19 protein-coding genes and 1 pseudogene are annotated in these 26278 nt (G+C 37.0%); 13 read left to right on the forward strand and 7 right to left on the reverse strand.

What is annotated here, in order from left to right; translation table 11 throughout:
- Positions 1-1065, forward strand: coding sequence for an acyl-CoA dehydrogenase (locus ND811_RS05200; protein WP_265351059.1), 1065 nt, complete (start codon positions 1-3; stop codon positions 1063-1065).
- On the opposite strand, the gene ND811_RS05205 is transcribed toward ND811_RS05200, so the two are convergent.
- Genes ND811_RS05205 through ND811_RS05215 form a run of 3 tightly spaced genes read right to left on the reverse strand, consistent with a single transcriptional unit; the run spans position 1062 to position 3742 of the window.
- Positions 1062-2018 (reverse strand): cation diffusion facilitator family transporter, encoded by a 957-nt coding sequence (locus ND811_RS05205; protein WP_265351060.1) that lies wholly within the window; start codon positions 2016-2018, stop codon positions 1062-1064. The two genes, ND811_RS05200 and ND811_RS05205, sit on opposite strands and share 4 nt — an antisense overlap.
- The gene (locus ND811_RS05210) at positions 2011-3060 is read right to left on the reverse strand and encodes an OmpA family protein (RefSeq protein ID WP_265351061.1); all 1050 of its coding nucleotides are present in this window, start codon (positions 3058-3060) and stop codon (positions 2011-2013) included. Before ND811_RS05210 ends, ND811_RS05205 begins: the two co-directional genes overlap by 8 nt.
- Positions 3050-3742, reverse strand: a complete 693-nt coding sequence (locus ND811_RS05215) for a hypothetical protein (protein ID WP_265351062.1) — start codon at positions 3740-3742, stop codon at positions 3050-3052. The genes ND811_RS05210 and ND811_RS05215 overlap by 11 nt, the downstream gene beginning before the upstream one ends.
- Positions 3743-3807: 65 nt before the next feature.
- Here ND811_RS05215 and mgtE point away from each other — a divergent pair, with 65 nt between their 5' ends.
- Both mgtE and ND811_RS05225 read left to right on the forward strand, forming a co-directional pair.
- The gene (gene mgtE, locus ND811_RS05220; RefSeq protein ID WP_265351063.1) at positions 3808-5211 is read left to right on the forward strand and encodes a magnesium transporter; all 1404 of its coding nucleotides are present in this window, start codon (positions 3808-3810) and stop codon (positions 5209-5211) included.
- A gap of 62 nt (positions 5212-5273) precedes the next feature.
- The gene (locus ND811_RS05225; RefSeq protein ID WP_265351064.1) at positions 5274-5909 is read left to right on the forward strand and encodes an LA_2219 family laminin/E-cadherin/plasminogen-binding protein; all 636 of its coding nucleotides are present in this window, start codon (positions 5274-5276) and stop codon (positions 5907-5909) included.
- A 55-nt stretch (positions 5910-5964) separates the two neighbouring features.
- Here the strand turns inward: ND811_RS05225 and ND811_RS05230 are convergent, their stop codons facing one another.
- Positions 5965-6936 carry an LEA/WHy family protein gene (locus ND811_RS05230; protein ID WP_265351065.1) on the reverse strand — a complete coding sequence of 324 codons (972 nt, stop codon included), beginning with the start codon at positions 6934-6936 and terminating at the stop codon, positions 5965-5967.
- A 31-nt stretch (positions 6937-6967) separates the two neighbouring features.
- Complete coding sequence (locus tag ND811_RS05235; RefSeq protein ID WP_265351066.1) at positions 6968-7738, reverse strand: exodeoxyribonuclease III; 771 nt, start codon at positions 7736-7738, stop codon at positions 6968-6970.
- Between the two features lie 50 nt (positions 7739-7788).
- Between ND811_RS05235 and ND811_RS05240 the strand changes: the two genes are divergently transcribed.
- From ND811_RS05240 to ND811_RS05275, 8 genes and pseudogenes are all read left to right on the forward strand, one after another.
- Positions 7789-10545 (forward strand): adenylate/guanylate cyclase domain-containing protein, encoded by a 2757-nt coding sequence (locus tag ND811_RS05240; RefSeq protein ID WP_265351067.1) that lies wholly within the window; start codon positions 7789-7791, stop codon positions 10543-10545.
- A 4-nt stretch (positions 10546-10549) separates the two neighbouring features.
- Positions 10550-12673 (forward strand): FecR domain-containing protein, encoded by a 2124-nt coding sequence (locus tag ND811_RS05245; protein WP_265351068.1) that lies wholly within the window; start codon positions 10550-10552, stop codon positions 12671-12673.
- Positions 12663-13850 carry an LIC11435 family protein gene (locus ND811_RS05250; protein ID WP_265351069.1) on the forward strand — a complete coding sequence of 396 codons (1188 nt, stop codon included), beginning with the start codon at positions 12663-12665 and terminating at the stop codon, positions 13848-13850. Before ND811_RS05245 ends, ND811_RS05250 begins: the two co-directional genes overlap by 11 nt.
- A 43-nt stretch (positions 13851-13893) precedes the next feature.
- Positions 13894-15186, forward strand: a complete 1293-nt coding sequence (hisD, locus tag ND811_RS05255) for a histidinol dehydrogenase (RefSeq protein ID WP_265351070.1) — start codon at positions 13894-13896, stop codon at positions 15184-15186.
- On the forward strand, positions 15183-16037 hold the full coding sequence (gene panC, locus ND811_RS05260; protein WP_265351071.1) for a pantoate--beta-alanine ligase: 855 nt from the start codon (positions 15183-15185) through the stop codon (positions 16035-16037). Before hisD ends, panC begins: the two co-directional genes overlap by 4 nt.
- A gap of 78 nt (positions 16038-16115) precedes the next feature.
- Positions 16116-19466, forward strand: a pseudogene (gene mfd / locus ND811_RS05265) (transcription-repair coupling factor); the annotation flags it as partial.
- Between the two features lie 100 nt (positions 19467-19566).
- A complete protein-coding gene (locus ND811_RS05270) occupies positions 19567-20238 on the forward strand; it encodes a lipoprotein LipL31 (RefSeq protein ID WP_265351073.1) in 672 nt (223 codons plus the stop codon).
- A gap of 6 nt (positions 20239-20244) precedes the next feature.
- On the forward strand, positions 20245-21084 hold the full coding sequence (locus ND811_RS05275; protein ID WP_265351074.1) for an undecaprenyl-diphosphate phosphatase: 840 nt from the start codon (positions 20245-20247) through the stop codon (positions 21082-21084).
- Here the strand turns inward: ND811_RS05275 and ND811_RS19605 are convergent.
- Together ND811_RS19605 and ND811_RS05280 are read right to left on the reverse strand one after the other, a co-directional pair.
- Positions 21059-21697: a tetratricopeptide repeat protein gene (locus ND811_RS19605; RefSeq protein ID WP_407658867.1), complete on the reverse strand. Its 639-nt coding sequence runs from the start codon at positions 21695-21697 to the stop codon at positions 21059-21061. The two genes, ND811_RS05275 and ND811_RS19605, sit on opposite strands and share 26 nt — an antisense overlap.
- Positions 21698-21730: 33 nt before the next feature.
- A complete protein-coding gene (locus ND811_RS05280) occupies positions 21731-23590 on the reverse strand; it encodes a 7TM diverse intracellular signaling domain-containing protein (RefSeq protein ID WP_407658868.1) in 1860 nt (619 codons plus the stop codon).
- A gap of 55 nt (positions 23591-23645) precedes the next feature.
- On the opposite strand from ND811_RS05280, the gene ND811_RS05285 reads away from it, so the two are divergent.
- Positions 23646-24827 (forward strand): class I SAM-dependent rRNA methyltransferase, encoded by a 1182-nt coding sequence (locus ND811_RS05285; protein ID WP_265351075.1) that lies wholly within the window; start codon positions 23646-23648, stop codon positions 24825-24827.
- Positions 24828-24852: 25 nt separating this feature from the next.
- On the forward strand, positions 24853-26277 hold the full coding sequence (locus ND811_RS05290) for an MBOAT family O-acyltransferase (RefSeq protein WP_265351076.1): 1425 nt from the start codon (positions 24853-24855) through the stop codon (positions 26275-26277).
- Position 26278: the final 1 nt, after the last annotated feature.

Genomic DNA, 26278 nt, shown 5'->3' on the forward strand with positions numbered 1-26278 from the left:
TTGTTAAGTTTGTTTCCCGAAAATCTGATTTTAAAATATGGAAAACCAGGTTCACCCTATCCAAAGGATATGGATGGATCTCCGACCGGGTTCTACCGGAGTTGGAAACCTATCTTAATGAAGGAAGGTTTTTACCATTTTCTTCTTGGTCTTGAGTCTTATTTAGAATTCCAAAAAAAAATTTCCTTTTTAGCAGAAGAACCAGTGGGAGTCTCTTTAGCTCTTTCCTGTATGGTGGAAGTGAATGTGGCAGGTGGGATTCTCAATCATGCGATAAGGAGTGACTCGGAGAACCAAACTTTAAACCAAAAGAAGGTTAACAGTGAGGTTTTAAATTCTCTTTGGGACGGCTTTCGGGATGCCGAACCTACGAAAATTTTTGCTGTGGGTGTGAGTGAACCGGGCTGGGAAACCAAACTTCGTAAGTTAAGTTCCAAGGTGGAGAATGGAAAATTATCCGGAACCAAATCCTTTATCACCAATGGAGCAGAAGCAGATAGCATTTTTTGGGTAATCAAAGATGATGATTCCAATCCCGTGTATTTAGTGCACCGATCCAAAAAAAGTGAAAAGTTAGGTAGTAACGAAACGACTTTCGAAAACCAAAGTTCAGAAGAATTGTTTCATACCGATTTTACCCCTTTAGTCTCCCACATTAAACTTACGTTATGCGAATATACTATTTCTCAGAAAGATTTGATTCTGGAAAATTACGGAAATCTCGGAATGGAGTTAAGATTAAAAGAATTACTCTCCTTAGTTTCTTTACTGATTGGAAAAACTAAGAAGGTTTCACTGGAAAACGGATTGGTGGCAGAAGAAAGAGAGAAACTGATCGTTTGGCAGGAGACCTTTCTTTCTCAGTGTTATGGAAACCCAAATTCAGAGTTTTTACTGTCCGGATTTCCTTATCCTACAGAGGGACTTCTCCAAGCCGTAACATCCTACTGGAATTTGGCAAATCCGAAAGATTTAAAGTCAATGGATCCAGATTACCAACTTTTCGTTTGGGAAGATCAGTTCACTAAAGTTTTAATCCAAAAGAAAAAACGAAAATTACTTTAATGGTGGTGGTCATGGGCATGACCGTGGCTATGACCGTGATGGCCAAACTCACGTTCCGATTCTCTAACAGAAATTTCTTCCAGTTTTTCTTTGAGTGATGAGGAAAGGATTTCTACGGATACAAAAGGTACTCCAAATTCACCTTTAAGAACTTTATGAATTTCTAATACAATTTTATCTCTGTCTGTTCCTTGGTTAACTAAAATTTGGATCTCAACAGAAAAAACTCCTGATGTGAGTTTACGAACTGTAATTTGTGGAACAGATACAATTCCTTTTAAGGTTTGGATATGATCCAATAGATGTTCTTTGTCGAAATCACTTGTATCTGCTTCGATTAATATTTCCACAGATTCTTTCACGATTCCATAGGATGTTTTAAGAATGAATATTCCTAAAACGATACTGAGAAAACTATCTACCTCTTTATATCCAGTAAAACGAATGATAAGAGCTCCGACAATCACTGCCAAAGTTCCTAAGAGATCACTTAAAACATGCAAATAGGCAGACTTTAGGTTAAGACTTGTTTTGCTAACACCGACAAGCAGGCCTGCAGATATTAGATTGATTCCAAATCCAATCAGTGAATAAGCCAACATGGAATCTGCTTCTACATGCGCGGTCCCTGAAAATCTCAGGTAACTTTCATAAAGAATAAATCCGGCCATTCCAATCAGGAGAAGTCCGTTGATAAAAGCAGCAAGAACTTCAAAACGGTGAAATCCAAAAGGGTATTTCTCAGTGGGTCTTTTGGATGCAACGAGTAGGGCGAATAAAGAAATGATATGCGCAAAAACATCGGTGAAAATATGACCTGCATCTGCAAAAAGGGCAAGACTTCCGCTCTCTCTGGACCCAATCCACTCAATAAAAAATATGACTATGGATAAAATACCTGAAAGGCTTAAAAAAAATACCAATCGTGAACGTTTGGGTCTAGGTTTACTCATGGTTTGCATTAAGGGAACCTGTAGCTCTCGGGACAACCACGATGTCCACTCGCCGATTGAGAGCTTTGTTTTCTTTGGTAGTATTCGGAACAATAGGTTGAAACTCACCATAACCAGCACTAGAAAAGTTTTTTGGGTTTAGGTTTTTATTTTGTAACATATAGTCTAAAACTGCTAATGCTCGTTCGCTGGATAAATGCCAATTGTTACGGAATTTTGTTTTGATCGGGACATTGTCCGTATGGCCTTCTACAACAATATAATTTTCTGGATAAGAAGCTAAGATTTCTCTGATTTTTTCTATGGCAGGAAGTATCGCTGGTTTTAATTCAGAAGAGCCACTATCAAAAGAAATTTTGTCATCGATATTGATAATGAGTTTGTTGTGAAAACGTTTGAGTCTAATTTGACCTGAGGTAATTTCCTTTGCTAGTTTTTCTTCAAACTCCTTGGTTTGTTCTGCGAGGCGCTCCAATTCCCTTTTTTGTTCTTTAGTGAGCTTACGAAGGTTTGCCAGCTCTTCTTCTAAGTTACGGATTCTTTCTTTTAGTTCATCAATTTTTGATTCATAATTATCACGAAGTTTCTGTTCTTTTTGTAAGCATTCGCGCTCTTTATCTTCTAATCTTTTCTTAAGTGCATCTATATCTGCTCTATCTTTTTCTTCGCGTTTTCGATTTTCATCAGCGAGCAACCTTTCCTTATCAGTTCCTTTTTTTTCTAAACCACGAAGGCGCATATCGTAATCGCGCATTTTATCGGAGAATTCATCCTGTTCTTTGGCTCGATTGCGTTTCTCTAATTCCAAATCTTCTGTAAGGTTTCGATTTTGGATTTGAAGGTCTTTTTTTTCTTCTTCTAAACGATTTAATTCGTTTTGGTGTTGTCTACGAATGTCAGCAAGCTCTAATTCCAAAGCATATTTTTCTTTGTAGATTTGGTTGTATTCGTAGGGAAAATAGATCCAGTCCGCAGAAAGAGTGGAAATGGATAGGAAAGTAAAAAATATAAAGCAACCAAAGATTTTAAAATTACTTCGCATCGTCAAAACTATCCTCTAAGTTGACTTTTGGCAAACTAGGAGCCTCAGTTTTTACTCGTTCCCAATCAGAAACACGACGACGGGCATCTGATTTTTTTTCAGCATATTGAGTTTCATAAACTTCTTTTTTTATGTATTCTGGATCTGCCGGAGTTTTACCTTGCGATTCTTGGAATTTAACTGCAATTTCTGACCGAACTAATTCGAGTTCGGCGATGAGTTCTCCGAGGGCTGCTTCCTTCATTTCCAAATAGGCTTTATCTTCCTTTTCCTTTTGTACCCAGGTTTTATATCGAGTTTCTTCTTTGGCTCTTTCCAATTCATGAGCCTGACTTTCATCCAAATAACGTTTGGATGAGGTACTGTCTTCTTTTAATACAAAGTAGGTTTCTTTTGTGCGGGCTAAATCTCGCTGTGCACTATGTTTTGTAACTTTGGCCTGGGAAATTTTGATGGCTTGGCCTGTGAGAGTGTTCGCCTTTCTTTGGATGGAAACTTCGTTGTTCAGTTTGATGATTTTATCGGTGAGGACCCTTGTGGCATTTTTCTGCTCAGCATTCATGACCTCTTCGCGCACATAGGCATCAGGAACCTTGCTGATTTTGGGTTCGAAAAGAACACATTGGGAAAAAACTAGGATTAGAAAAAGATTCGTTTTCAAAATTCGAACTCGTGCCGACATAGGATATAGCCTATGGTCTACGCGACATAACCGTCAATTGGAAATTTCAGGAAATCCGCTGATTTATGGAAGAAGAAAGAAAGAAAGAGTCCGAATTCCGTATCAAAATCGACAAAGACAGCGATTCCTATGATGAGTTTGTCGGTCAAATCAAAGACCTCATTTCTAATGAGGATTCCAAAAAACTTAAAGAAATGTTTGATGGGGCTCACCCTGCCGACATAGTCACTGTATTTCGTGACCTAGAAAGAGATGAGGAACTATATTTATTTAGACTCTTATCTAAAGAAGACCAGGCGTATGCCCTCATCAAAATGGAGGAGGAAACCTTAGAGTCCTTTTTAGAGGACCTTTCTGTCGATGAGATCTCCCATACACTCAATCATATTGAGACGGATGAAACAACCTATCTTCTCTCTTATCTTCCTAGCGCAAAACGCGAATTAGTTTTAGCAAATTTGAGTAAAGCCGACAGTTTTGAAATTCGATCCCAATTAGGATTTCGCGAGTCCTCTGCTGGCCGACTGATGTCCAAGGACTTTGCGACAGTGTCCATTACGGACAATGTTCGGAAAGGAATCATCAATGTTCGGAAAAAAGCCAAAGAAATTGAAGATATCTACCAAATTTATGTTACCAACGAAGATGGTGTTCTGGAAGGTTTTATTCCCTTAAAAGATTTATTTTTAACACCCATTAATACAAAGGTGGCCAAGATTACCAACTTCTCTGTGTTTGCTTTCCATTATGACGTGGACCAAGAAGAGGTCGCCAATACCTTTAAAAAGTATGATTTAGTGAGTGCTGCGGTCACAGATGATTTAGGTCGGATTATCGGTCGAATTACAGTTGATGATGTTTTAGAGATCGTAGAGGAAGAAGCTTCAGAAGATATACTTCTCATGGCTGGGGTGTCAGAAGATGAAAGGTTATCTACGCCTATTTTACAATCAGTAAAACGTCGTATCGTTTGGCTTAATGTGAATTTACTTACTGCCTTTGTCAGTTCCACTGTGGTTGCTTTTTTTGAGGATACCATTTCGCAGATTGTTGTGCTTGCCACTCTTATGCCCATTGTGGCTGGACTTGGAGGAAACGCAGGAACGCAGTCAGTAACTGTTGTGATTCGGAATATTGCTACAGGTGATCTTTCTATTTCCAATTGGTGGGAAGCAGTTAGAAAAGAATTTACTATTGGAATTCTGAATGGCCTGGTTCTCGGATTTGTAACTGGATGTATGATCTTTTTGGTGAAAGGAAATCTAGTGCTTGGATTTGTGGTGGGAACTGCCATGTTTGTGAATATGATTGTGGCGTCACTGACAGGTTCATTGGTTCCTATTGTGTTAAAGGGAATGCGAATCGATCCCGCCATTGCTTCTTCCATTTTTGTCACAGCGACAACAGATGTGTGTGGGTTTTTCTTTTTCCTCGGACTTGCCACAGTCTTGGCAAAATATTTACTTTAGGGATTGTCCTTTTCATTTTAAATTCTTGCCACGCTGATAAACTGCCAAATACTGATGTCGAAATGAAATTCTTCTCTTTGTTTGTCTCTGTATTTTTGTTTTTCATTCTGATTCATTGCCAATCGACGTCTCCCGTTAGTTCCCATTCAAATGGTGAAACAAACAAGGAAGTTCTCCCTGAAAAAGATATTCTTCCTCCACCGGGCGGAGAAGGAGAAATGATCTTGAATGAAAGCGGAGAAGAAGTCCAAAACCATTCAGGTGAAATTCCATTCTTTCAAAAAAAGAGCGATTTACCTACCGAACTTTTTCGTGTTTATATAGCTTCTGATTCCTATATGGTGCGTCAGATTCGCCATACAGATAAAATACGTAGAAAACCAGATCCTGGTGGCGATGAACTTTCCAAAGAGGAAATGAAAAAATTTGATCTCTTAAGCTTCGTAGATGATGGAATGATAACCATTGGACTCAACACGATCACTGGGAAATTGGAATCAATAGCTTTTGACCGCCGCGTCCCAAGAATCAATGATGTGGCAAAAATCATACAAAATGATGCTTCCCGTTTTAATTATGAACATTTATCAAAAGATGGAGCACCCATCATCACTAAATTTTTAGTTAGTTATCAAATTCGTCTTTATCCTGGCAAAACTAGAGACGAAATCAAACAGATGTTGCAGAAGAAAAAATAAGGTCTTCCGTAGCAGAAGACCTAGGTTTTTTTTCAAAGTAAAACGATTTTAAAAATTACCATTTGAAGTTACCGCGCTTTTCGTAAAAGAAAGGTATGGTTTCCTGAACAGATGGAACCTTTAAACCAGAATCACCTTTTAAATCAAATTGAGCCGATTTCGATTGGATAGTTTTATAGAGAGAGGAGCTAATGGAAGTTATGGGAAACTTTGTGGCTACTTTTACTGTCGAAGTTTTTCCTGAGTTTATGATTTCTTTAGGAGTTCCGTTTAAGAATTTTTCACCTGCTAAATCTAAATTATAGTTAAGGTTTGTTAGGTTTAGGTTGGATGCAGCTTCGTTAGCAAATACAAAATCAAACTCAGTATTTATATCTAGATTCAGGCCAGAAAGTCCTGCCTTAGTCGCAGAAGTTGCGGGTTGTTTGGAACCTCCAAGTAGTCCTTTTAGGAAACCAGTGGCAGTATCTGCTAGAGCGCTAGTATTGGAGGCGCTTAGGATATCGGCTTCGGTAGGCATTAAAATTTTAAAGTTTTGGATCTCAACATTGGGCAGGATGGCAGGAATTTCCTTTTTTTTCACAAAAGGAAAACTAAGTGAATCTTTTCCCAAAAGTTGCCATCCTTTAGGAATCGGTACTTTCATATTTCCTTCTGCACTAACTTCTAACAGCGGTTTGTTTGGAAACTTTTTGTAAAGATTTAATAAGTCCGTATATTTTAGTTTTACTTCCAATGGTAGTTGTTTTGTTTTTTTACCCTCAATGGCCCCTAAATCTGTTTTAACTTGTGAAAGTTTTAATCCTTCGATTTTGATATCCATATCGATGAATGAACTAGGAAGAGAAACGGGATAGGGATTTTCTACCGAGGTAACTATGTTTAAGGTGATTTCGGTGAATGTAATACTCTTAATGGAAAGAGAATCGAATTCAAACTCAGGCATTGGAATTTTGTCCTGAATCACACCTAGGACAGAACATTGCAGACTAAAAATAGAGAGGATTAATGGAAGGGCCAATTTCATGCCAAAAATCTCTCTTGGATTAAAAGGAATGTCAAGTGAATTGAATTTTCATCACTACCGGGGCATGGTCCGAGAGAACAGGTTCTTTCGCAATGGTCACCGTTTCAATTTTATAACTCGAAGATTTAGTGATAAAAAAATAATCGATTCTCCAACCCTTGTTGTTTTTCCTAGCTTGGAACCTGTAGGTCCACCAGGAATATTCATCCTTCACTTCTGGTTGGACTATGCGAAAACAATCCCAAAAACCCAAATCCAAAAACTTAGAAACCCAGGCCCTTTCCTCAGGAAGAAATCCCGAACTCTTTTGGTTGCTTTTTGCATTGTGGATATCGATTTCTGTATGGGCGATATTGACATCACCACAGACAATCAAAGGTTTTTTCTTCTTTGTATAGGGTTTTGCTAGTTCGTAAAAGGAATCCAAAAATTGGTATTTGATTTTTTGTCTTTCCTCGCCGCTCGTTCCAGAGGGAAAATAAAGGTTCCAAAGATAAAATTCTGGATATTCTAGGAAAACGGACCTTCCTTCCGAGGAATAAATTCCATCTCCAAGTCCAATTGTGACTGATTTTGGTTTTAGTTTCGTAAGGACAGCAGTACCACTATAGCCGGGTTTGTCAGCAATACAAGCGAACACTTCATAACCAAGATTTCTAAATTCTTCTCTATCGATTTCAGAGACAGGGGCTTTGGTTTCTTGGAAACAAATAATGTCAGGATTTTCCTGACGAATAAAATCTAGTAAACCTTTGCTCAAACTGGAGCGAATTCCGTTGCAATTTAACGTGATGATTTTCATCTAGAATTGAGATCGATTGTTTGGCCTAATAAGTCGATACTAAAAATGGCATGATAGAAATTTCCGAAGAAATTCCGTTCCTACGAACATCCAAACTTGTGTTTCTTATCTGGGATGAATCTCCTGGGAGTTTAGAGACCTGGGATTGGAGTAAAGGGATTACTGTATTCTTTCAAACTCGCCGTGCCGGGGAACTGGAGTTTAGATTTGGCCCCCCTCTCTGGGGAATCCCGACAGAAACAAATCGGTTAGAATTTCCTTTTGTTTCCATTCACAATATTTCCACAAATAAATATTTGGCCTCCGAATTAGAGAGGTTAGGCGAAGATAAAACAATTTATGTTTTGATTCCAAAAGGTATGGAATCGGAAGCCCGTTCTGTATTTGCCCGTTTGGAATATCTTTGGGATGATAAAATTTCTCCAGATCGAATCACACATAAATTTGGTCTAACTGGACGAACCAGTTCTGTTTCAGATACCCAAGTTTCCATCCATAAGGTTTCTAAAAAAAATACAATCTCCCATCCTCCTTTAGAGTTTGTCGGTAAGTCTGGAAGAATAAGAGTCCAAGAGGAGATCCTTGTATCTGCCAATGAGGCAAGGATCAACGGAATGAATCCGGATTTGGAAGATGGAGTTAGAGAAGAAGTTTTTTCTGTTGATGATTCACCAAACCATCCTTATGAATTGATTGAATCTTCTTTTGCGGAATCGGATACATCGAATGATGAATCCTCAAAGGAAATTTCTCTTTCTGAAACCATTACTACTGAAGTAAAAGAAGAGAAAAAGGAAGAAGTCGGTGCACATACATTAGATGGCTCTTCTGAGACAAAATTTTCGCTCCAACTAAAGATGATGGGTGTGATTAGTCTTTTATTCGCATTGTCAGTCTCGGTTATTATCTTTTTTGCTTCCTTTTATTTTAAAAGATCCATTGAACTTCAGTTACGCGACAATAATATACGAATTGCAGAAATCATTGGTTCTAAAGTTAAATCTGATATTCTCGGTGTCGTTGAAAAGGGACGCCAAATTGCTATCACTCTCACAACTCAAGGTCTTCCTGAGGCGGAGAGAAAACTTCTTATTAAAACTTTTTTTCAAAATGATAAAGAGTTTATTTACCTAGGTATTTTTGAACGAAAAGAAAATTCTTTGGTAATGAAAAGAGAGGTATTTAATGAAGAGGAACTAAAAAAAAGTTCTGTTACAGAAGAGGATTTCCATGCGGTCGTCAACCGTAACCGGGATTCATTGGCACAAGCTTTTAACGGCCAAACTGTTCTTCTTAATTCGAGTCCAGGATTCCAAGAACCTTCTTTTGCAATAGCAATTCCCACGGCTGAAAATGGGGAACTTGATAATGCTCTTGTGATGATTGTGAAACTAAACAAAATCATCGGAGCGTTTTCCAAAAAAGGAATCGAAACCACTTTTATGGTGAATGGGAATGGAACGGTGCTTGCACATCCCAAGGAAGACTTAGTTCTTGCTGCAACAGACCTAGCTTCGATGCCGATCGTTAAATCTATGTTAACTAGCGCACCCAATACAGGGCAAATGAGTTATTTAGATGAAGAGTTGGGTGGATCTTATCTAGGTTCCTTTCAAAAAATTGGATTTGCAGATGCTGGAGTCATTACGTTTGTTTCAGAAGAAAAGGCCTTCGCTGATGTTTACAAGAGCCAAAAAACAAACCTTTATATAGCAGGGATTGGTTTGTGTTCTGCTTTAATTTTTGTATTTTTCTTTTCTAAAACCATTACTAAACCTGTATTACAACTTCTTTCTGCAACTTTAGAGATTGCAAAGGGAAATTTTAAAATTGGAATTAAACCAACCACACAGGATGAAGTTGGACTTCTTACTAAATACTTCATAGATATGGGGGCTGGTTTAGAAGAACGAGAGAAGGTTAAAAATATCTTAGGTAGTATGATTGATCCCGTTGTGGTCCAAGAAGCTATGGTTGACTTGGCTGCTTTAAAAAGAGGATCAGAAACTCATATTACTGCCTTTTTTTCGGATGTTGCCAGTTTTTCTACTATTTCCGAACAGTTGAAATCAGCCGACCTTGCGGCTTTACTCAATGAATATTTGTCAGCGATGACCATCATTCTGAAAAAACACGAAGGAGTCTTGGATAAATATATTGGAGATGCCATTGTAGGAATTTTTAATGCACCAGTTCCAGTTTTGGAACATGAATTAAAAGCGGCAAGGGCCAGTGTGGACATGGTGATGAAGCTTGCCGACTTACGTGAATATTGGACTAAAAACAATCTTTATTCAAAAGAAGCCCAAGTGATGGATGCAAGAATAGGGCTCAATTCAGGTCCAGCTAAGGTTGGTTTTATGGGAACGGATGCCCTGGCATCCTATACGATGATGGGTGACACTGTTAATCTCGCGGCAAGGCTTGAGGCTGCAGGCAAAGATTATGGAGTCAATATTCTTATTACTGATCCTATTCGCGATTGTATTCAAGGGGAAATGGTAACTCGGTATTTAGATCTTGTGAGAGTAAAAGGTAAAAATGAACCAGTTAAGATTCATGAGCTAATTGGTTACCGCTCCATGATTTCAAATAACTTTACGGAAGCAGCAGGAATTTACGAGTCTGGATTTAAAGAGTATTTAAATCAAAACTGGAATTCCGCCATTAAATACTTTACCGAAGCAGAAAAAGCCAAAGGTCAGAAAGACAAATCCAGTCGGATGCTTATGGAACGTTGCGAGGAATATAAACTAAATCCACCTGGTTCAGACTGGGATGGTGTATTTACGCGGACACATAAATAATTTTATGAGATGGTTAAACGATACAAGATTTGTAGTTTCAGCACTTTTGTTACTCATTCTTGTATTCTCATACTTTCTCTATAGAAACCTAAACGATCGGTTCATTGACTCTTCGAGTCCAACCATTGGAGTCATTACTTTTAAAAATAAAACTGTCCTCAGAAAATACAATGATGCAGTGGTTTGGGATTTAATTGAATCCAAAACAGAAGTAAAAAATAGGGATACTATCAGAACGGAAGGTTTATCTGACGCAATCCTTACCTTGAACGATGGAACAAAAATCAATATATCAGAGAACTCTATGATCCTTTTAGATATCTCGGATAAAAATATCAATATCAACTTTGCTTACGGATCATTTGAAGCGGCAAGGGAAGGCACAGTGTCTGGTGATATGAAGATGAATATTTTAGCTGGTGACAAAACAGTTCAAGTTGCCAGTGGAGATGTAAAACTAGATAAAACCAAATCTGAGTTAAACATTAAAGTTGATCAAGGCGAAGCCAAACTAACATCCAATGGAAAAGAAGAAACGATTGCCAAAGACCAAATTGCAAATGTAACTGAGTCAGGTGTTAAGGTTGGAAAACCAGTCTACCGATTGTCTCTACCGGAAGATAGGAGAAATATTCTATCCGAATCTGGCCAAGAAAAAGTGCAATTTTCTATTTCTGGTTGGAAATCTGATTCTGCTAAAACCTCGAATCCAGTGATAGAAATCTCGCTTTTTCCTGATTTTTCAAAATCTCTTTACAAAGAAAAGCTAACAGCGGCAAGTATTTCCAAAAAATTAGCCTCAGGTTCCTATTATTGGAGAGTGACTTATGATGACCCGAGTACTAAAGCAAAACAAACCACAGAAGTTTTTCAATTTAGGGTTTTAAATGATCCGGGACTTAAGATGATGAGTCCGAAAGCGGGCGAAGTATTCGCGTATACCCAGGAATTGCCAGTAGTTCGATTTGTCTGGAATCCTCTCGACTTATATTCATCTTATACTGTAATCATTGCGAAAGATTCTAACTTCTCTGATGGACTTGTTTCCAAACAAACTCAGAACCAATCCTTAGCCTTTGATTCTTTAAAGGAAGGAAGTTATTTTGCAAAAATTCAAGCTAGATCCAATCTGCAAGGAATCCCTGAAAAAACTTCGAATGTAGTTGGTTTTCAAATTTCCAAAAAAAACAATCTTTCTCCACCTGAATTATTAGAACCGGTTCGTGGGAAAGTTTTTGCTTACGAACAAACTAAATCACAATTGTTCTTTTCTTGGAAGGATGAAAAAGATTTTAGTAGTTACGAATGGGAGCTAAGTTCCGATTCGAATTTTCAAACAAAACTAAAAGTAGAATCAACAAAGAATAATTTTTTAAAACTTTCGACTGACTTAAATCTAGGTGTTTATTTTTGGCGAGTGAAGGGCTTAACTTCTAACGGTTTATCATTTGATTCAAAGCCAAATACGTTTACAGTGATTGCCAAAGAAGAAATAGAGCTTGTGGCGCCTGCCAATGGAGCAGAGGTAGAAGTTGATGAACGTTCGGCTGTGATTCTCAAATGGAAAAAAATAACCAACAAGTCGAATTATGAAATCGAAATCGCTCGTGATTCTGATTTTAAACCTCTTATTACAAAAGAGACAGTTTCTGGAAATTATTTTGAATTTAAATCAAAAGATTTTGGTCGTTTTTATTGGCGTGTCAAACCAGTGGATGGTGATAATGATTATAGCGCAGTTAGAAATTTCCAAATGCAAACTAATCGAGAACCGCCGAATCTATTAAGTCCACTTCGCAATGAAACGATAGATTTGTTTTCGAAAAGTTCCATTCTTTTTACTTGGAAAGCGGTGGAAAAGGCATCCGGTTACCGCATTCAACTGTTTGATATTTCGGGAGTTCGAGAAAAACAAATCCTAAATGAAAAAACAAGTTCTACCAAACTAACATATAATGATATTCAGAAGTTTAACGTCGGAAGGTTTCGTTGGGAAGTTGCTTCTATATATAAACAAGCCGATGGAACAGAAAAAGAATCAGCTTATAACAAACAAGATTTCTTCATTTCTGTACCCGAATTAAGAATTCCAAAAATCCTTACTCCAGGGAAGATTTATGTGGAATAAATTTCTTTTATATTTAATAATTTCTTTTGTTTCGGTGACCTCGCTTTTCGGACAACCAATGGAAAACTCCGAAGAATCAAGCCAATACCAATTACGTTGGATGGAAGTCGAAGGTGCCACGGGATATGTTTTAGAAATCAAAAATTCCAGTGGTTATTTAGTTTTATCGGAGAAGGTAAATGGAACAAGTTATGATTTAGTGAATTATACTTCAGGTATATATGAACACAGGGTGGCAGTTGTCAATAAACTTGGAAAGGTAGGTAGTTATTCCGATTGGGTAAAGTTTGAAGTAGTTGTATCAAAAGTGCCGACTCTCACCAAAGATTCTATTTATTCTGTATCTAAGGAAGAGAAGGAAAAAGTTTTTTTATTGGAAGGCCGGGACTTTATCCATCCTATGAAAGTATATCTTGTGACTGGAGGAAAAAAAATCTTAGCTAAAAAAGTTGTCATAGAATCAGATTCGGTTGCAAAAGCTACTTTTGCTATTGAGCCAGATACTGATACAGGAATTTATGATTTAGTTTTAGAGAATCCACGAAACAAAGTTTTGACTGCAAAACAAAGAGTCGTTTTATCAGACTCTAAAGAAAAAGCTGCACGTTTTGCCTCCAGGCAAGAAAGGATCATTCGTAAAGAAGTTCCAGAAGACTATTACGAAACACCTTATTTTTCTACGCTTTGGCGTTCTACGGTTTTGCCGGGTTGGGGGCAGAAATACATTGATGGAAAAAATTGGAAAGTTTACGTGTATCCGTTGGTAGTAGTCTCCGCCGCTGTGGTCTATGCAAATTCATACAATAAATTTTTAAGTGCAAGATCCGATTACCAATCGGCAGTTTTATTGGGTGCCATACTCGTGGACCAACCAGACTCACAAGGATTATGGATCATCAATCGAGGGAACGCTGAAGCAAAATTCAATACCGCAAAATCAGAGTTAGGCGTAATCCAAGTTGGAGCTGGGGTTTTGGGTGCATTTTTACTCTATAATATAGTAGATTCGTATTTTTCCGCAAAACGAAATGTGGCAAACTTTGAACAGGGATTTCCTTTAGGAGAAACAAACAAACGAGTGCAAGCCACAGTGGTTTCTGAATCTGGTTGGAACCAATCAAAATTTTCATATGAATATGGTTCTAGATACCAAATCGAATTCTCTTCTCGTTTCTGACAAAAAGCTTGTTTAGGGAAGGACTTCCCCCCAGGCTGATTTTATGCCGATTCCCATTTTAAACTGTGACAGAAATTCACGGGACCAATTGGATCGTTTTCTTTTGGATGCAAAAGAAGACCTAAGCTTAGCTACAGAAAAAATCCTTCCTATTTTGGATGCTGTCAAAACGAGAGGGGACCAAGCCCTAATTGAATATACCGAAAAGTTTGATGGTATTTCCTTACGTTCGGTGACTTTGGATCCGCACTCGATGCAAACTCATCTCGATCCCAAAATTAAGGAGGCATTTCTTAGGGCTAAAGCAAATATTGAATCCTTTCACGAAGCGCAGAGAAGAGAATCTTGGTCCAAATTGATTGATGGAAATAGGTTAGGTGTTAAATACACACCGATTCCTTCATTATCTGTTTATGCTCCTGGTGGTAAGGCTTTGTATCCGTCCAGTGTTCTTATGGGGGTCATTCCTGCTAAAATTGCTGGAGTAAAGAATATACAACTCGTGACTCCCCCTCAAAAAGACGGTTTGCCTGAAATTCTCATTTGGCTTTGTCAAATCCTTGGTGTGAATCGTATTATCACTGTGGGAGGGGCGCAAGGTATAGCAGCTTGTGCTTATGGAACAGAAACCATCCCCAAATCAGAGTTTATTGTCGGCCCAGGCAATGCTTATGTTGCAGCCGCCAAATCCTACTTAGCTGGGAAGGGGATTATCGGCATTGATAGTCCTGCTGGACCCAGTGAAGTTTGTATTATAGCAGATTCTTCTGCCAATCCCAAATGGATCGCCTGTGATATGTTATCTCAAGCAGAACATGGTGAAGATTCCTCGGCCATCTTACTAACAACAGATAAAGATTTTGCAAATAAAGTAAGCCAAGAATTGGAAAAAGCATTTATCGAACGTCCAAAACGTTTAGAAATGAAACAACATTCCATTTATAAAAATTCTGCCATTTTAGTTTTTCCTAATTTAGAGGATTGTATTTGGTTTTCGAATGAGCTGGCTCCAGAACATTTAGAAATACAAACTCAAACCAATGAAGAAGTATTTTCAAAAATAGAACATGCAGGTAGTGTATTTTTAGGGCCATATTCGCCCGTTGCAATGGGAGATTATATTAGTGGAACCAATCATATTCTGCCTACTGCAAGAGGGAGTCGGATTTATTCTTCGTTAGGTGTCGATACTTTTTTGAAAAGAGTTACTTTTCAGGAAATAAATAAGGAATCCTTAGAAAAACTTTATCCGTATGTAAAATTAATGTCTGAATTAGAGGGCCTGGATGAGGAACATGGAACGAGCGTAAAGGTTCGTACTGAGGAATCATTATGATCGTTGTTTCTAAAATTGATGAATTAAAAAAACTGATTTACGATTGGAAAAGCCAAGGACAGACAATTGGGTTTTGTCCTACGATGGGAAGTTTACATGCGGGTCATATGGATCTCGTTCAATCTTCTAAAACTCAAACAGACAAAACAATTGTTTCTATCTTTGTAAATCCAACACAGTTCAACGATCCAAAGGATTTTGAAAAGTACCCAGTCAATACAGAAAATGACCTTTTGTTATGCGAAAAAAATGGAGTTGATATTGTTTTTTTGCCGGATGTCAAAACAATGTATCCTGATACTAAAACACCGATTCAATTAAGCATTCCAAAATTACAAAACCATCTCTGTGGTAGGACTAGGCCAGGTCATTTTGAAGGGGTGTTACAAATTGTTGCAAAACTTTTTCACCTAACAGAGCCAACGAAAGCTTTTTTCGGTTTAAAGGATTACCAACAGTTTCGCGTAATTTCTGCAATGGTGGAAAATTTAAACTTCCCGCTAGACATTGTTGGTGTTCCGACTCGTAGAGAAACTGATGGTTTGGCTATGAGTTCACGGAATGTTCGTTTGTCTACAAAAGAAAGGGAAACTGCCAGTTTGATACCTAGAATGTTTGCATTAGCAAAAAAAACGATTCAAGCTGGAGAAAGAGATATAAAACTTTGGAAAGAAATTCTTCGGGATTTTTTGCTTACTGGGTCATCTCTCCGTATTGATTATTTAGAGGTAGTAGATCCAATAGAACTACAGCCTAAAGAAAAATTAGAGGGTGAAATTTTGCTAGCGATAGCTGTATTTGTTGGTGAAGTTAGACTCATCGACAATCAGGTAATAGAAATTCCTAATTAAATATTCATGTCAAAAGAAATAGAAGATTCAAAATTTAATCCCAAACAAGTATTAGCTGAATCAAAATTTTCCTTAGTTAATTTAAGTGGAATTCCTGAGTCAGCCCATTCTTTTACCACAGCATCCTTATACGAAACACTACGTGCCGAATCTACTTTTTTAGTTGTACTTCCTACAAACCAAGACGCTGAAAGTTTTTCTAGGGAGTTATTGAGTTTTCTTCCGCAAGAGCAAATTTTTTATTTTCCAGGACCGGAGAATATTCCTTACGAATATACAAAATGGCAAATGGAATGGAAAAGGGATAGAATCCTCACCGTTAATAGAATTTTATCAGGAAATCGCTGTTTGGTGGTTACATCTGTTTCTGCTCTACTACGAAAGTTGCCAATTAAAGAAAGTTTAAAGGGTAAATCGATTACATTAAAATTAGGCAAAGATTTTCCTTTAGACAAATTATTGTCTGAGTTAGTCAATTTAGGGTATCACAGAGAGGAGGTTTGTGAACAGTTTGGACATTTTAGTTTAAAAGGGGGAATTCTTGATATTTACACTCCTTATTTGTCAAATCCTGTTCGTATTGATTTTTTTGGTGATACAGTTGATGAGATTCGGACGTTTGATCCTAATACACAGAAATCAATTTCAAAAATCCAAGAAATTATCATTACGGCCGCAAATGAAACCATTGTAAGTCGTGAAGAAAAATCGAAATACCAAGAGATATTAACAAATCATAAGGATAAACGACTCCCAATTGATTCTGAATTAGAAATAATAGAGGAACATTTACCTTTAATCAGAGAACATGAAGGTTTTTTAAATTTCTTTCCTAAAAAGCCGATCCTTATCTTTCCACGATTTTTTGATACAAAAGAACGTTCTTATGGGATGGAAAGAGAATACAATACACTGTATGAGAAAAAAAAAGAAGAATCACTTTGTTTAAAACCGGAAGAATTACTTTCCTTTGGGATAGAATGGGAGAGTCTTACTTCAGAGGATACTCCAGGCATTCGTTTTTCCCTACTGCCTGACAATAAGAAAAATTTTTCCTATGACCCAATTAGAGAGGTTAGGGGATTTCGCGGTAAAATCAGAGAGGCAAAGGAATACTTTCTTGAATTATTAGCAGAAGATAGGAGAAATAAAATTTTTATTACTTCTTCCTTTTCTGCTCAAATGATGCGGCTGAAAGGACTTTTTTCCGAAGGTGAGTTGGAAACGGTTCACTCTGATTCAGAAGATCCGCTTCCGCTACCACTGCAATCCGTAAATCCAGGCATTCACTTAGTCATTTCAGACCTCAAACGTGGATTCCATATAGTTGAGGATCATGTCTATATATTTACGGACAATGATTTGTTTGGGCGTCAATACAAACGTAAAACACGGTATAAAAAACAAGCATCCCAAATGATCGAATCTTTCATTGATTTGAAAGAAGGCGATTTTGTTGTCCATGTCAATCATGGTGTAGGTCGTTTCATTAAAATTGAACGAACGAAAGCTGACGGTAAAGAAAGAGATTTTTTAAAATTAGAATATGCTGGGGGTGATAGTTTATTTGTTCCCCTTGATCAGATTTCATTGGTACAAAAATACATAGGAGGCACTGACACTCCGAAGTTAGATACTCTTGGAAAGAATTCTTGGAAAAAGGCTAAGGATCGCGTTCAAGAATCAGTAGATAAACTTGCTGAAGAACTGGTATTACTTTATTCCAATCGCCTTAAACTAAATGGATTTGCATTTCCTCCTGATACCATTTGGCAGGAAGAATTTGAAGCTGCTTTTGAATTTGAAGAAACACCTGATCAAATTTCTGCTATTGAGGCAGTGAAACAAGATTTAGAATCGGTGAGACCAATGGACAGATTGGTTTGCGGGGATGTAGGTTATGGTAAAACCGAGGTTGCGATTCGGGCTGCATTTAAGGTGATCATGGCGGGTAAACAAGTAATGCTCCTTACTCCCACTACCATCCTTTCCTTGCAGCATTTTAATACATTTAAATCAAGATACGAAAATTACCCAATCAAAATAGCTTTTGTGTCACGGTTTCGAACCGCGGCTGAGATAAAAGAAGACCTAAAGAATTTTTCCGATGGGAAAATAGACATGCTTATCGGAACTCATGCAATTTTGTCCTCTAAAATAAAACCCAAAAATCTTGGACTGCTCATTATTGACGAAGAACAGAAGTTTGGTGTAACTCATAAGGAAGCCATCAAAAAATTTAAAAACCTGGTAGATGTGTTAACTCTTACAGCAACACCAATTCCGAGAACCTTACATATGGCACTCACTGGAATTCGTGAGCTTTCTATTATTTCAACACCTCCTAAAAACAGGCAAAGTGTAGAAACGTATGTATTAGAAGAAGATGATACACTCATCCAAGAAGCGATACGAAAAGAAATAGAAAGGGACGGCCAGGTTTTTTATCTCTATAATCGAGTTGAATCGATTGAAGAAGAAGCGGCTTACATTCGTTCCCTTGTCCCTGAGATTTCAGTGGGAATTTTACATGGCCAATTAACCGAGGATGAAATTGAGGAAACCCTCGTTGATTTTTATGAACGAAAATATGATATTTTGGTTACGACTACAATCATTGAGTCAGGGATCGATATGCCCAATGTAAACACACTGATTGTAAAACGAGCTGATATGTTTGGTCTTTCTCAACTTTATCAAATTCGGGGACGTGTGGGTCGATCGGATCGGAAGGCCTATGCTTATATGTTTTATCCTTCCAAAAAACTAATCACAGAACTTGCCGAAAAGAGATTAAATACGATTTTCGAATACCAAGAGTTAGGATCTGGTTTTAAAGTGGCCATGCGTGATTTAGAGATTCGTGGAGCTGGAAATTTGCTTGGGAAAGAGCAGTCTGGCGACATTATGGAAGTTGGATTTGATCTTTATGTTAAGATGTTGGAAGAAGCAATTTCTCGAATTAAGGGTGAGGAGGTCCGAGTCGAGGTTCGTACGGCAGTCAATTTAAAAACCAACTTCTATTTACCGGATGATTATATTCCAGATACGAAACAAAAAATAGAATTTTACAAACGGTTTGAAGGTTCCGCGAATTTAGATGAAATTGAAGAACTTTCGCTCGAGATGGAAGACCGGTTTGGTGAACTTCCGCAGATTGCCAAAACTTTTGTGGAATTGGAAAAAATCCGAACTTTGGCTTCAAACCTTGGTTTTGAATTTGTTACGGAAAAATCGGAGGAAATCCTATTCAAATGTGGAACCTATTTCAGAGGAAATCCGGACAGAGTGATTCAGGCCATGAGTAAATTCAAAGGCCTAACCATTGCCCCACAAGAGCCATCTGTATTACGTTATACGATTCCAGAAAGGGAAGACCTGCAAAAAATCAAAAAATTGCTTTCGCTTTTGGAATTCCTTGCCGCTTAAATTTTAAGCATTGGAATCAAGCTAGTTTTGCTAAAAAAGGATGGACATTGCGGGAATTCACGAAACCATCATCACAAATCCTTTCAGGCACTAAAATAATATGACTAAAATCCTTCCTTTGTTTGTTTTTTTGGCATCCCTTTTCCTCGTTCAGTGTTCGGACTCGTCTCCGGTCATCGAAACTTTGGATAACCATAAAATTACCGTAAAAGACTTTGAAGCAGCTTACGATACGGCTCTTGATTCAATCAGCCGATTACAAAATATCGAAAAGAAAACGCTTTTAGAATTCATTGAAAAAGATATCAACGAAGTACCACAAAATTTCCAAGATTTGAACTACCAACTTCAAAAGAAAAATTTCTACCAAACATACCGTCAAATGATCATGACGCGTCTTGTGGCAGAGAAAAACGGTTATATCTCTCGTCCTGATGTTGCTGAAGTAATCAAACAAGTGGAGATGCAAACCATTGCTCAAATGTATGTTTCTGAGCAAGTTGAGAAGAAAATCCAAATTACTGACGAACAAGCTAAAGCGGAATGTGAAAGACTTCGTGGATTGGATAGAAATATTGCAAACTTAACCATTGATAAATGTCTTACATTTGCAAAAGCACAACTAAAACAATTGCAGACCAGAGAACAACTTCCACTAGTTGTGGAGAGAATCAAGGAAGAGGTAACCATAAAACGTAATGATAAATTTGATTTGGATGCTTATCTTGCACCAAAGAAAAAAGTGGAAGAACAAAACAACCAACCAAAATAAGTCGGAATGGACAATACTTTAAACGCGTTTCTCCGTGGCATCATTGAAGCTGCCACGGAATTCTTACCAGTTTCCTCAACAGGTCATCTTTTCCTTTTTAGTTATTTTTTCCCATTCAATCATCTCACAGTGGATCATGAGGCTTTTGAAGATTTGTTTGATATATTCATTCAAACCGGGGCAATTCTATCAGTAGTTGTGTTGTATTTCCAAGTTTTATGGAAACATACAAAATCTGCATCTTTGTATTTAATTAAAAAGACAACAGACAATTCAGGATTCCACTTTTACCGAAATTTGATGGTTGGTATCCTACCAATTTTAGTTTTAGGTTTCGTTTTTAAAAATACCCTAGATCAAATAAAAATGAGACCTGATCTTTTACTCATCCTTGGCCTTTCCTGGTTGATTGGTGGCCTCATAATGGTTTTTGTTGAAATGAAACATTATGATGAGTCGGATGGGAGGATCATAGGAATGAAAGAGTCTATCATTGTTGGTTTTTTACAATGTTTTGCTCTGATTCCTGGAGTCTCAAGATCAGCTGCCACTATTATTACTGCTAGAACTCTAGGTGTTTCTAAAAAAGATTCCGCAGAGTTTTCCTTTTTTTTGGCAATCCCTGTATTAACCCTTGCGGGTGTTTACAAACTTTATAAACATCGTAGCATTTTAAATTCGGAAACGATAGGCCTATTGTTGTTTGGAAGTATCGTTTCCTTTGTTATATGCTACTTTATCATTCGATTGTTTATGGCATTTATTCGTAGAAGAAGTTTTTTATCCTTTGGAATATATAGAATATTACTTGGTATCCTTGTTATATTGTATTTTGTTCGTGGTTGATGAATTCTAAATAGAATTGTTTTTTATCTACATTGTTTGTTTTATCAAGCAGATACATAAATAGTTTTGTATTCTGCTTGTGGATTTTATTTCTTAAGAAAAGTCTTTCGCTCCAAATCACAGCTTCCGAAATTTTTCCCTGTTTCACCAAAGTTTTTGCGGTCATATAAAGGTATTCTTCCCGAGCCGGATTTTCTTTTGTTGCCAGTTTGAAGTTTATCACTGCGTTTTCCCAATTTTTTAATTGGTAAAACAATTTTCCAGCTAAAGCATGAAACGACGGATGTGGGTATTTTTCAATCAATGGAAGTAGTTTATTGATAGCTTCTTGGAAGTGGCCTTGTTTTGACTTGGCTTTAATTTCTAAATACTCTGTTCTTACCACTTCTGGAAATGAAATCCTCTGATTATTTGGAAAATATTCAATTTTTAAAAAAGAAATGTCGTCTGTGATTTCTCCGCTGGATTCAATTTCGGTAACCAAACGAGGTAGGTTGGTTTCTGAGCGTTCTACAAAGCGCAAAATTAAAGTTTCATCTTCGTTGATAGATCTTTGTAAATTATTTTCGGAGGGCAAAGCAATATCATCTCTACCATCAGATCCAATTAACAAAGTGTCACCAGCTTCTAACGAAAAAGTTTTGATTTAGAAGTAGTGATCGTTTTTGGGAAACCCAAGTTTTCTCATCGATAGTTCTGTTTCTATAAAAGAGGCAACACCATCTCTATATAAAATACTCCACGGGTGTTCCGCATTGATGTAATAAACAAATCCGTCTTTTGAAATCATTCCAAGGACTACACTAGATAACATAGAACCATCAAAACTTACAAAAACAGATTGAAGTTCAACATAGAGATCTTTTAGCCAAAGTTCTGGTGGTCTTGATTTTGTGTAACTGGATTTTGCTCGGGAGAGAACAGCTTGAAAAACGACTCCAAGTACAAGAGCTCCTCCTGCACCTTGGATGGATTTTCCCATAGCATCACCATTAGCAAAAACAGTAAAATCTCCCGATTCTAATTGAACCGTCCCTACAATACAAATATCGCCGCCTATCTCTCCATCTTTTCCTCGAAATTGAAATTTTTTCTTTTGGTTTACATAAGATTCGATTTTTATCTCTGCAATTTTGTTTTCAATGCGGGCGAGTGGGTGTATAAGTAGAGATGTTAAAAAATAGTCTCCATCTTGTTTTTCTTTTAATATTTGTAATTGGCTTAATGAATCATTTAAGGCGTCTGTTCTTTCTTCTACCTTCTTCTCTAAATTTTTGTTTAAGTCTTCTACCTCTTCGTTTAATCTCACAAAGGAATTCGCAAGGATGATCGCAAGAGAAATATTGAAGATAAGGAAAGCGTAACCCATAATACGAGGAAACACCCAATAGTTTCGATTGGTAGCTGTGTCAATCAGAGCTGCAATAAGAACAAATGTAATACCGATTGTAATGTAAAAAGCCCTTCTGTTTTTTTGCTTTAGATTTTTATATAGAATCGCAAATATCATGATTACATATACGATCCAAGTCGGTTGGACAAAAGTTGTGAGTAGATAACTAAATGTTTCTATATTGTTTGTAATTGCAAAAAACAGAAAAAATAGTAACTGCAAGGTATCGAAAGTTTTAGCCAAGATACTATATCGTTCTTCAAATAGTGTACGAAGGAAATGATACATAAATGGAATGAGTAGTAAAATCACCATATATTCCATTTTCTTCATTTCTAAAAAAGGAAATCCAAATTCATACTTAAGTTGATTTCTTAAAAAGTTATATACTACAAAAGAAAAGGAAAATAATGCAAAAAATAAATTCTCTCTATCTTTTCTTCTTCGAATAAAAAGAAAAAGAAAATATCCTCCTACAGTGATATAGATAGTGAGAAAAATTAATTTAATAAATTCATCTTTATAAAATTGTCTTAGGATTTTGTCCGAAGGCCCAAGGCTTGTTTCGTCCTGTTCAATTCCACCGGAATTTGAAAAATATGGTTGGATCTGAACTATTAGTAAATTTGGTTTTCCGTATCGAATTAGGTTCGATGGAATATGATAAATTCTTAATTTGTCGTAGGCTTGTGGGTCCACGGATCCCCACTTGCCAGTATTTCCTACACTTTCGCCGTTCAGAAATGTTTTGTCTCTATCATTGATAACACCCAATCGCAAACTGTATTGAGTAGAAGGGTCAGTTGCGAATTGAATCCACTTGGCAAGTAATACCGTTTTTTTGGAGTTATATTCATTTTTGTCGGAGTATAAATTACCAGGGACAACAATTCGTTTCCAAGGTATTTTTGAAAAATTTGATTCGTTTAGCGATCGGATATCGGAATCACTTAGTTCTTTATTTGTCATGTACCAAAACGAGTTTGGATCCGATTTGTTTGTGTCTAGCGACACAGGCCTTTCTGGATCAGTGATTGTAGCTGAATTTGGTAGGCTTTGTGAATAGAGTAGGGAAAAAGAAAAGACAAGAAAAAGAAGTGTCGATTTTATCATATATAAACGAACCCTAAAGGTTTATAACTCTGTTATATTTTCAAATGGATGCAAAATGGTCATTCGATTAAAAAAGAATAAAGAAAAAGCTGTATTAAATTTTCATCCTTGGATATTTTCTGGAGCCATTGCTTCCGGCGAATCAGGAATTGTTGCAGGTAGTATCGTCCGAGTGGAATCAATCGCGGGTGATTTCCTTGCTTGGGGACATTATGATCCGAAAAGTCAAATCCGAATTCGTTTGTTCTCTTTTGCACTATCGGAAGATGGCTCTCAGGAGAAATTTTGGTCTTCTAAATGGAATTCCATTTATGAATCGAAAAAAAAATTGTTACCGAAAGATACAACAGGCTTTCGACTTTTTCATTCAGAAGGGGATGGTGTCCCAGGTATTGTCGTTGATTGTTATAACCAAACGGCTGTTTTGCAAATAAAAACCCCTGGGGCCCAGAATCTCCGCGAATGGTTAGTGTCTTTTTTATCCAATAAAGGATTTGAAACAATTTTAGAAAGAGGTGAAAAACTTGAAGATAAGTCTTCCGGAAACGTAATCTTTCATAAAGGAACCGAATCTGAGCCTATATTTTTAGAACATGGAATTAAGTTCATCGCAGATATAACAAAAGGACAAAAAACGGGCTTTTTTTTAGACCAAAGGGATAACCGGGCCTTAGTTTCTCGATATGCTTTTGGGCGCACCGTTTTAAATACCTTCGCTTATTCGGGTGCCTTTTCGGTTTATTCATTGTTAGCTGGTGCAAAAATTGTCCATAGTTTAGATATTTCTAAACAAGCGATCGAAATTTGTGAAAGAAACCTCCATTTAAATGGATTGAGTCCAATGATTGGAGAGGGGCGACATAAAAGTTTGGTTTTAGATAGTTTTGAATATTTAAAGTCGATGGAGTCAAATTTTTATGACATGATGATTTTGGATCCCCCAGCATTTACGAAAAGTATTGGAACCGTAAATCAAGCAAGCAGAGGGTACAAAGACATCAACATGAGAGCTATGTCAAAAATCCAAACGGGTGGACTAATTTTTACTTTTTCCTGTTCTCAACATATTTCTTTTGATTTATTCAAAAAAATTGTTTTCGGGGCAGCAAAGGATGCCAAAAAAAGAGTTAGAATTTTGCATCATTTAACCCAGAGTCCAGATCATGGTTATTCTGTTTTCCATCCGGAAGGAGAATACCTAAAAGGCCTTGTGATTCAGGTTGATGGAGATACATGAATTCTTATATTGGTGAAATCTTAGAATGAAATTTACATCCCTTAGTTTCCTTTTGTTTTTTCTTGTCATCTATTGTCTACATTGGATGATTCGTGGCAAATTTCGATTAGGCTTTTTGTTTTTGGCTTCTTTTGCTTTTTATGCTGCCTGGTCGATCCCCTTTGCTTTTCACTTTCTTTCAATTGTTCTATTAAATCATTTTTTTAATAAACAAATTCTAAAAAACAAATCTAGTTTTTGGTATCCTGTCTCTCTGTTTGTTAATTTTGGAAATTTGTTTTTATTTAAATATTTTTACTTTCTTTGGGATGTTTTGTTTCAACTAACAGGAAGTATTTGGTTTGCACCTGAGTCTATTCAAAGTTTCCTAAATTCTCAATTTGGTGCAGACTCCATCACTCTTCCTCTTGCCATTAGTTTTTATACATTTCAAATGGTGGCCTATACCATTGATATCAAACGTGGTAATGCAGAAGAAAATCCTAGTTTTTTACAATTTGCCCTTTTTATCTTTTTCTTTCCTCAGTTGGTAGCAGGTCCCATTGTTAGGCATGGCGAGTTCTTTTATCAATTGGAAGTTTGGAACGCTAAAAAAGAACAACTCTTCGAAGGGTATTATTTAGTTTTCCTTGGACTTTTTAAGAAAGTAGTCCTTGCGGACAATTTGTCTCCCGTCATTGAACCAGTTTTTCAGAGTCCGGAGTTATATGACGGGTTTACCAATTTTGTTGCGATGTTTGGATATTCTGCTAGAGTTTATTGTGATTTCAGTGGGTATACTGATTTAGCTAGAGGTTTAGGAAAGTTACTTGGGATTAACCTTCCAGAAAATTTTCATGCCCCCTTTTTATCTGGGTCTGTGCGGGAACTTTGGACCCGTTGGCATATGACACTCGCAACTTGGATCAAAGATTACATTTACTTTCCGTTAGGTGGATCTCGGGTTTCTGAATTTCGCGGTTACCTAAATTTAATCGTTACTTTTACTTTGGCCGGTTTTTGGCATGGAGCCAATTTTACTTTTATTATTTGGGGATTTCTTCATGGGGTTATGCTAAGTGTAGAGAGAAAAATAGAGTTAATTCGGAAACCTGATAAAACTCAAAAAGTTGCAAGATGGAAGAAGTTTTTGGGTATTCTCTATGCTTTTAGTTTTTTTTCATTTACCATTGCTTTTTTCAATGGATCGAGTGTTCCAAACTCTCTTACGATGTTAGCAAAAGCGTTTACTGGTGGTGCTGGAATCAGAACTAATAAATTAGAATTAATTCTTTATACTTTAATAGTAACGTTTATTCTAAATTATTTGCAAACAAAACCAAGTTTTCCAAGGCCAAATTGGTCTACGAAGTTTTCTTTTGGTTTTCTATTGTTGTTTTCATTAGTAATTACCATTTTGTTAGGTTATCTTGCTCCAGGAGGAACGGAATTTATTTATTTCCAATTTTAAT

It is taken from the genome of Leptospira soteropolitanensis (assembly GCF_026151655.1).
GTDB classification, from domain to species: Bacteria; Spirochaetota; Leptospiria; order Leptospirales; family Leptospiraceae; genus Leptospira_A; species Leptospira_A soteropolitanensis.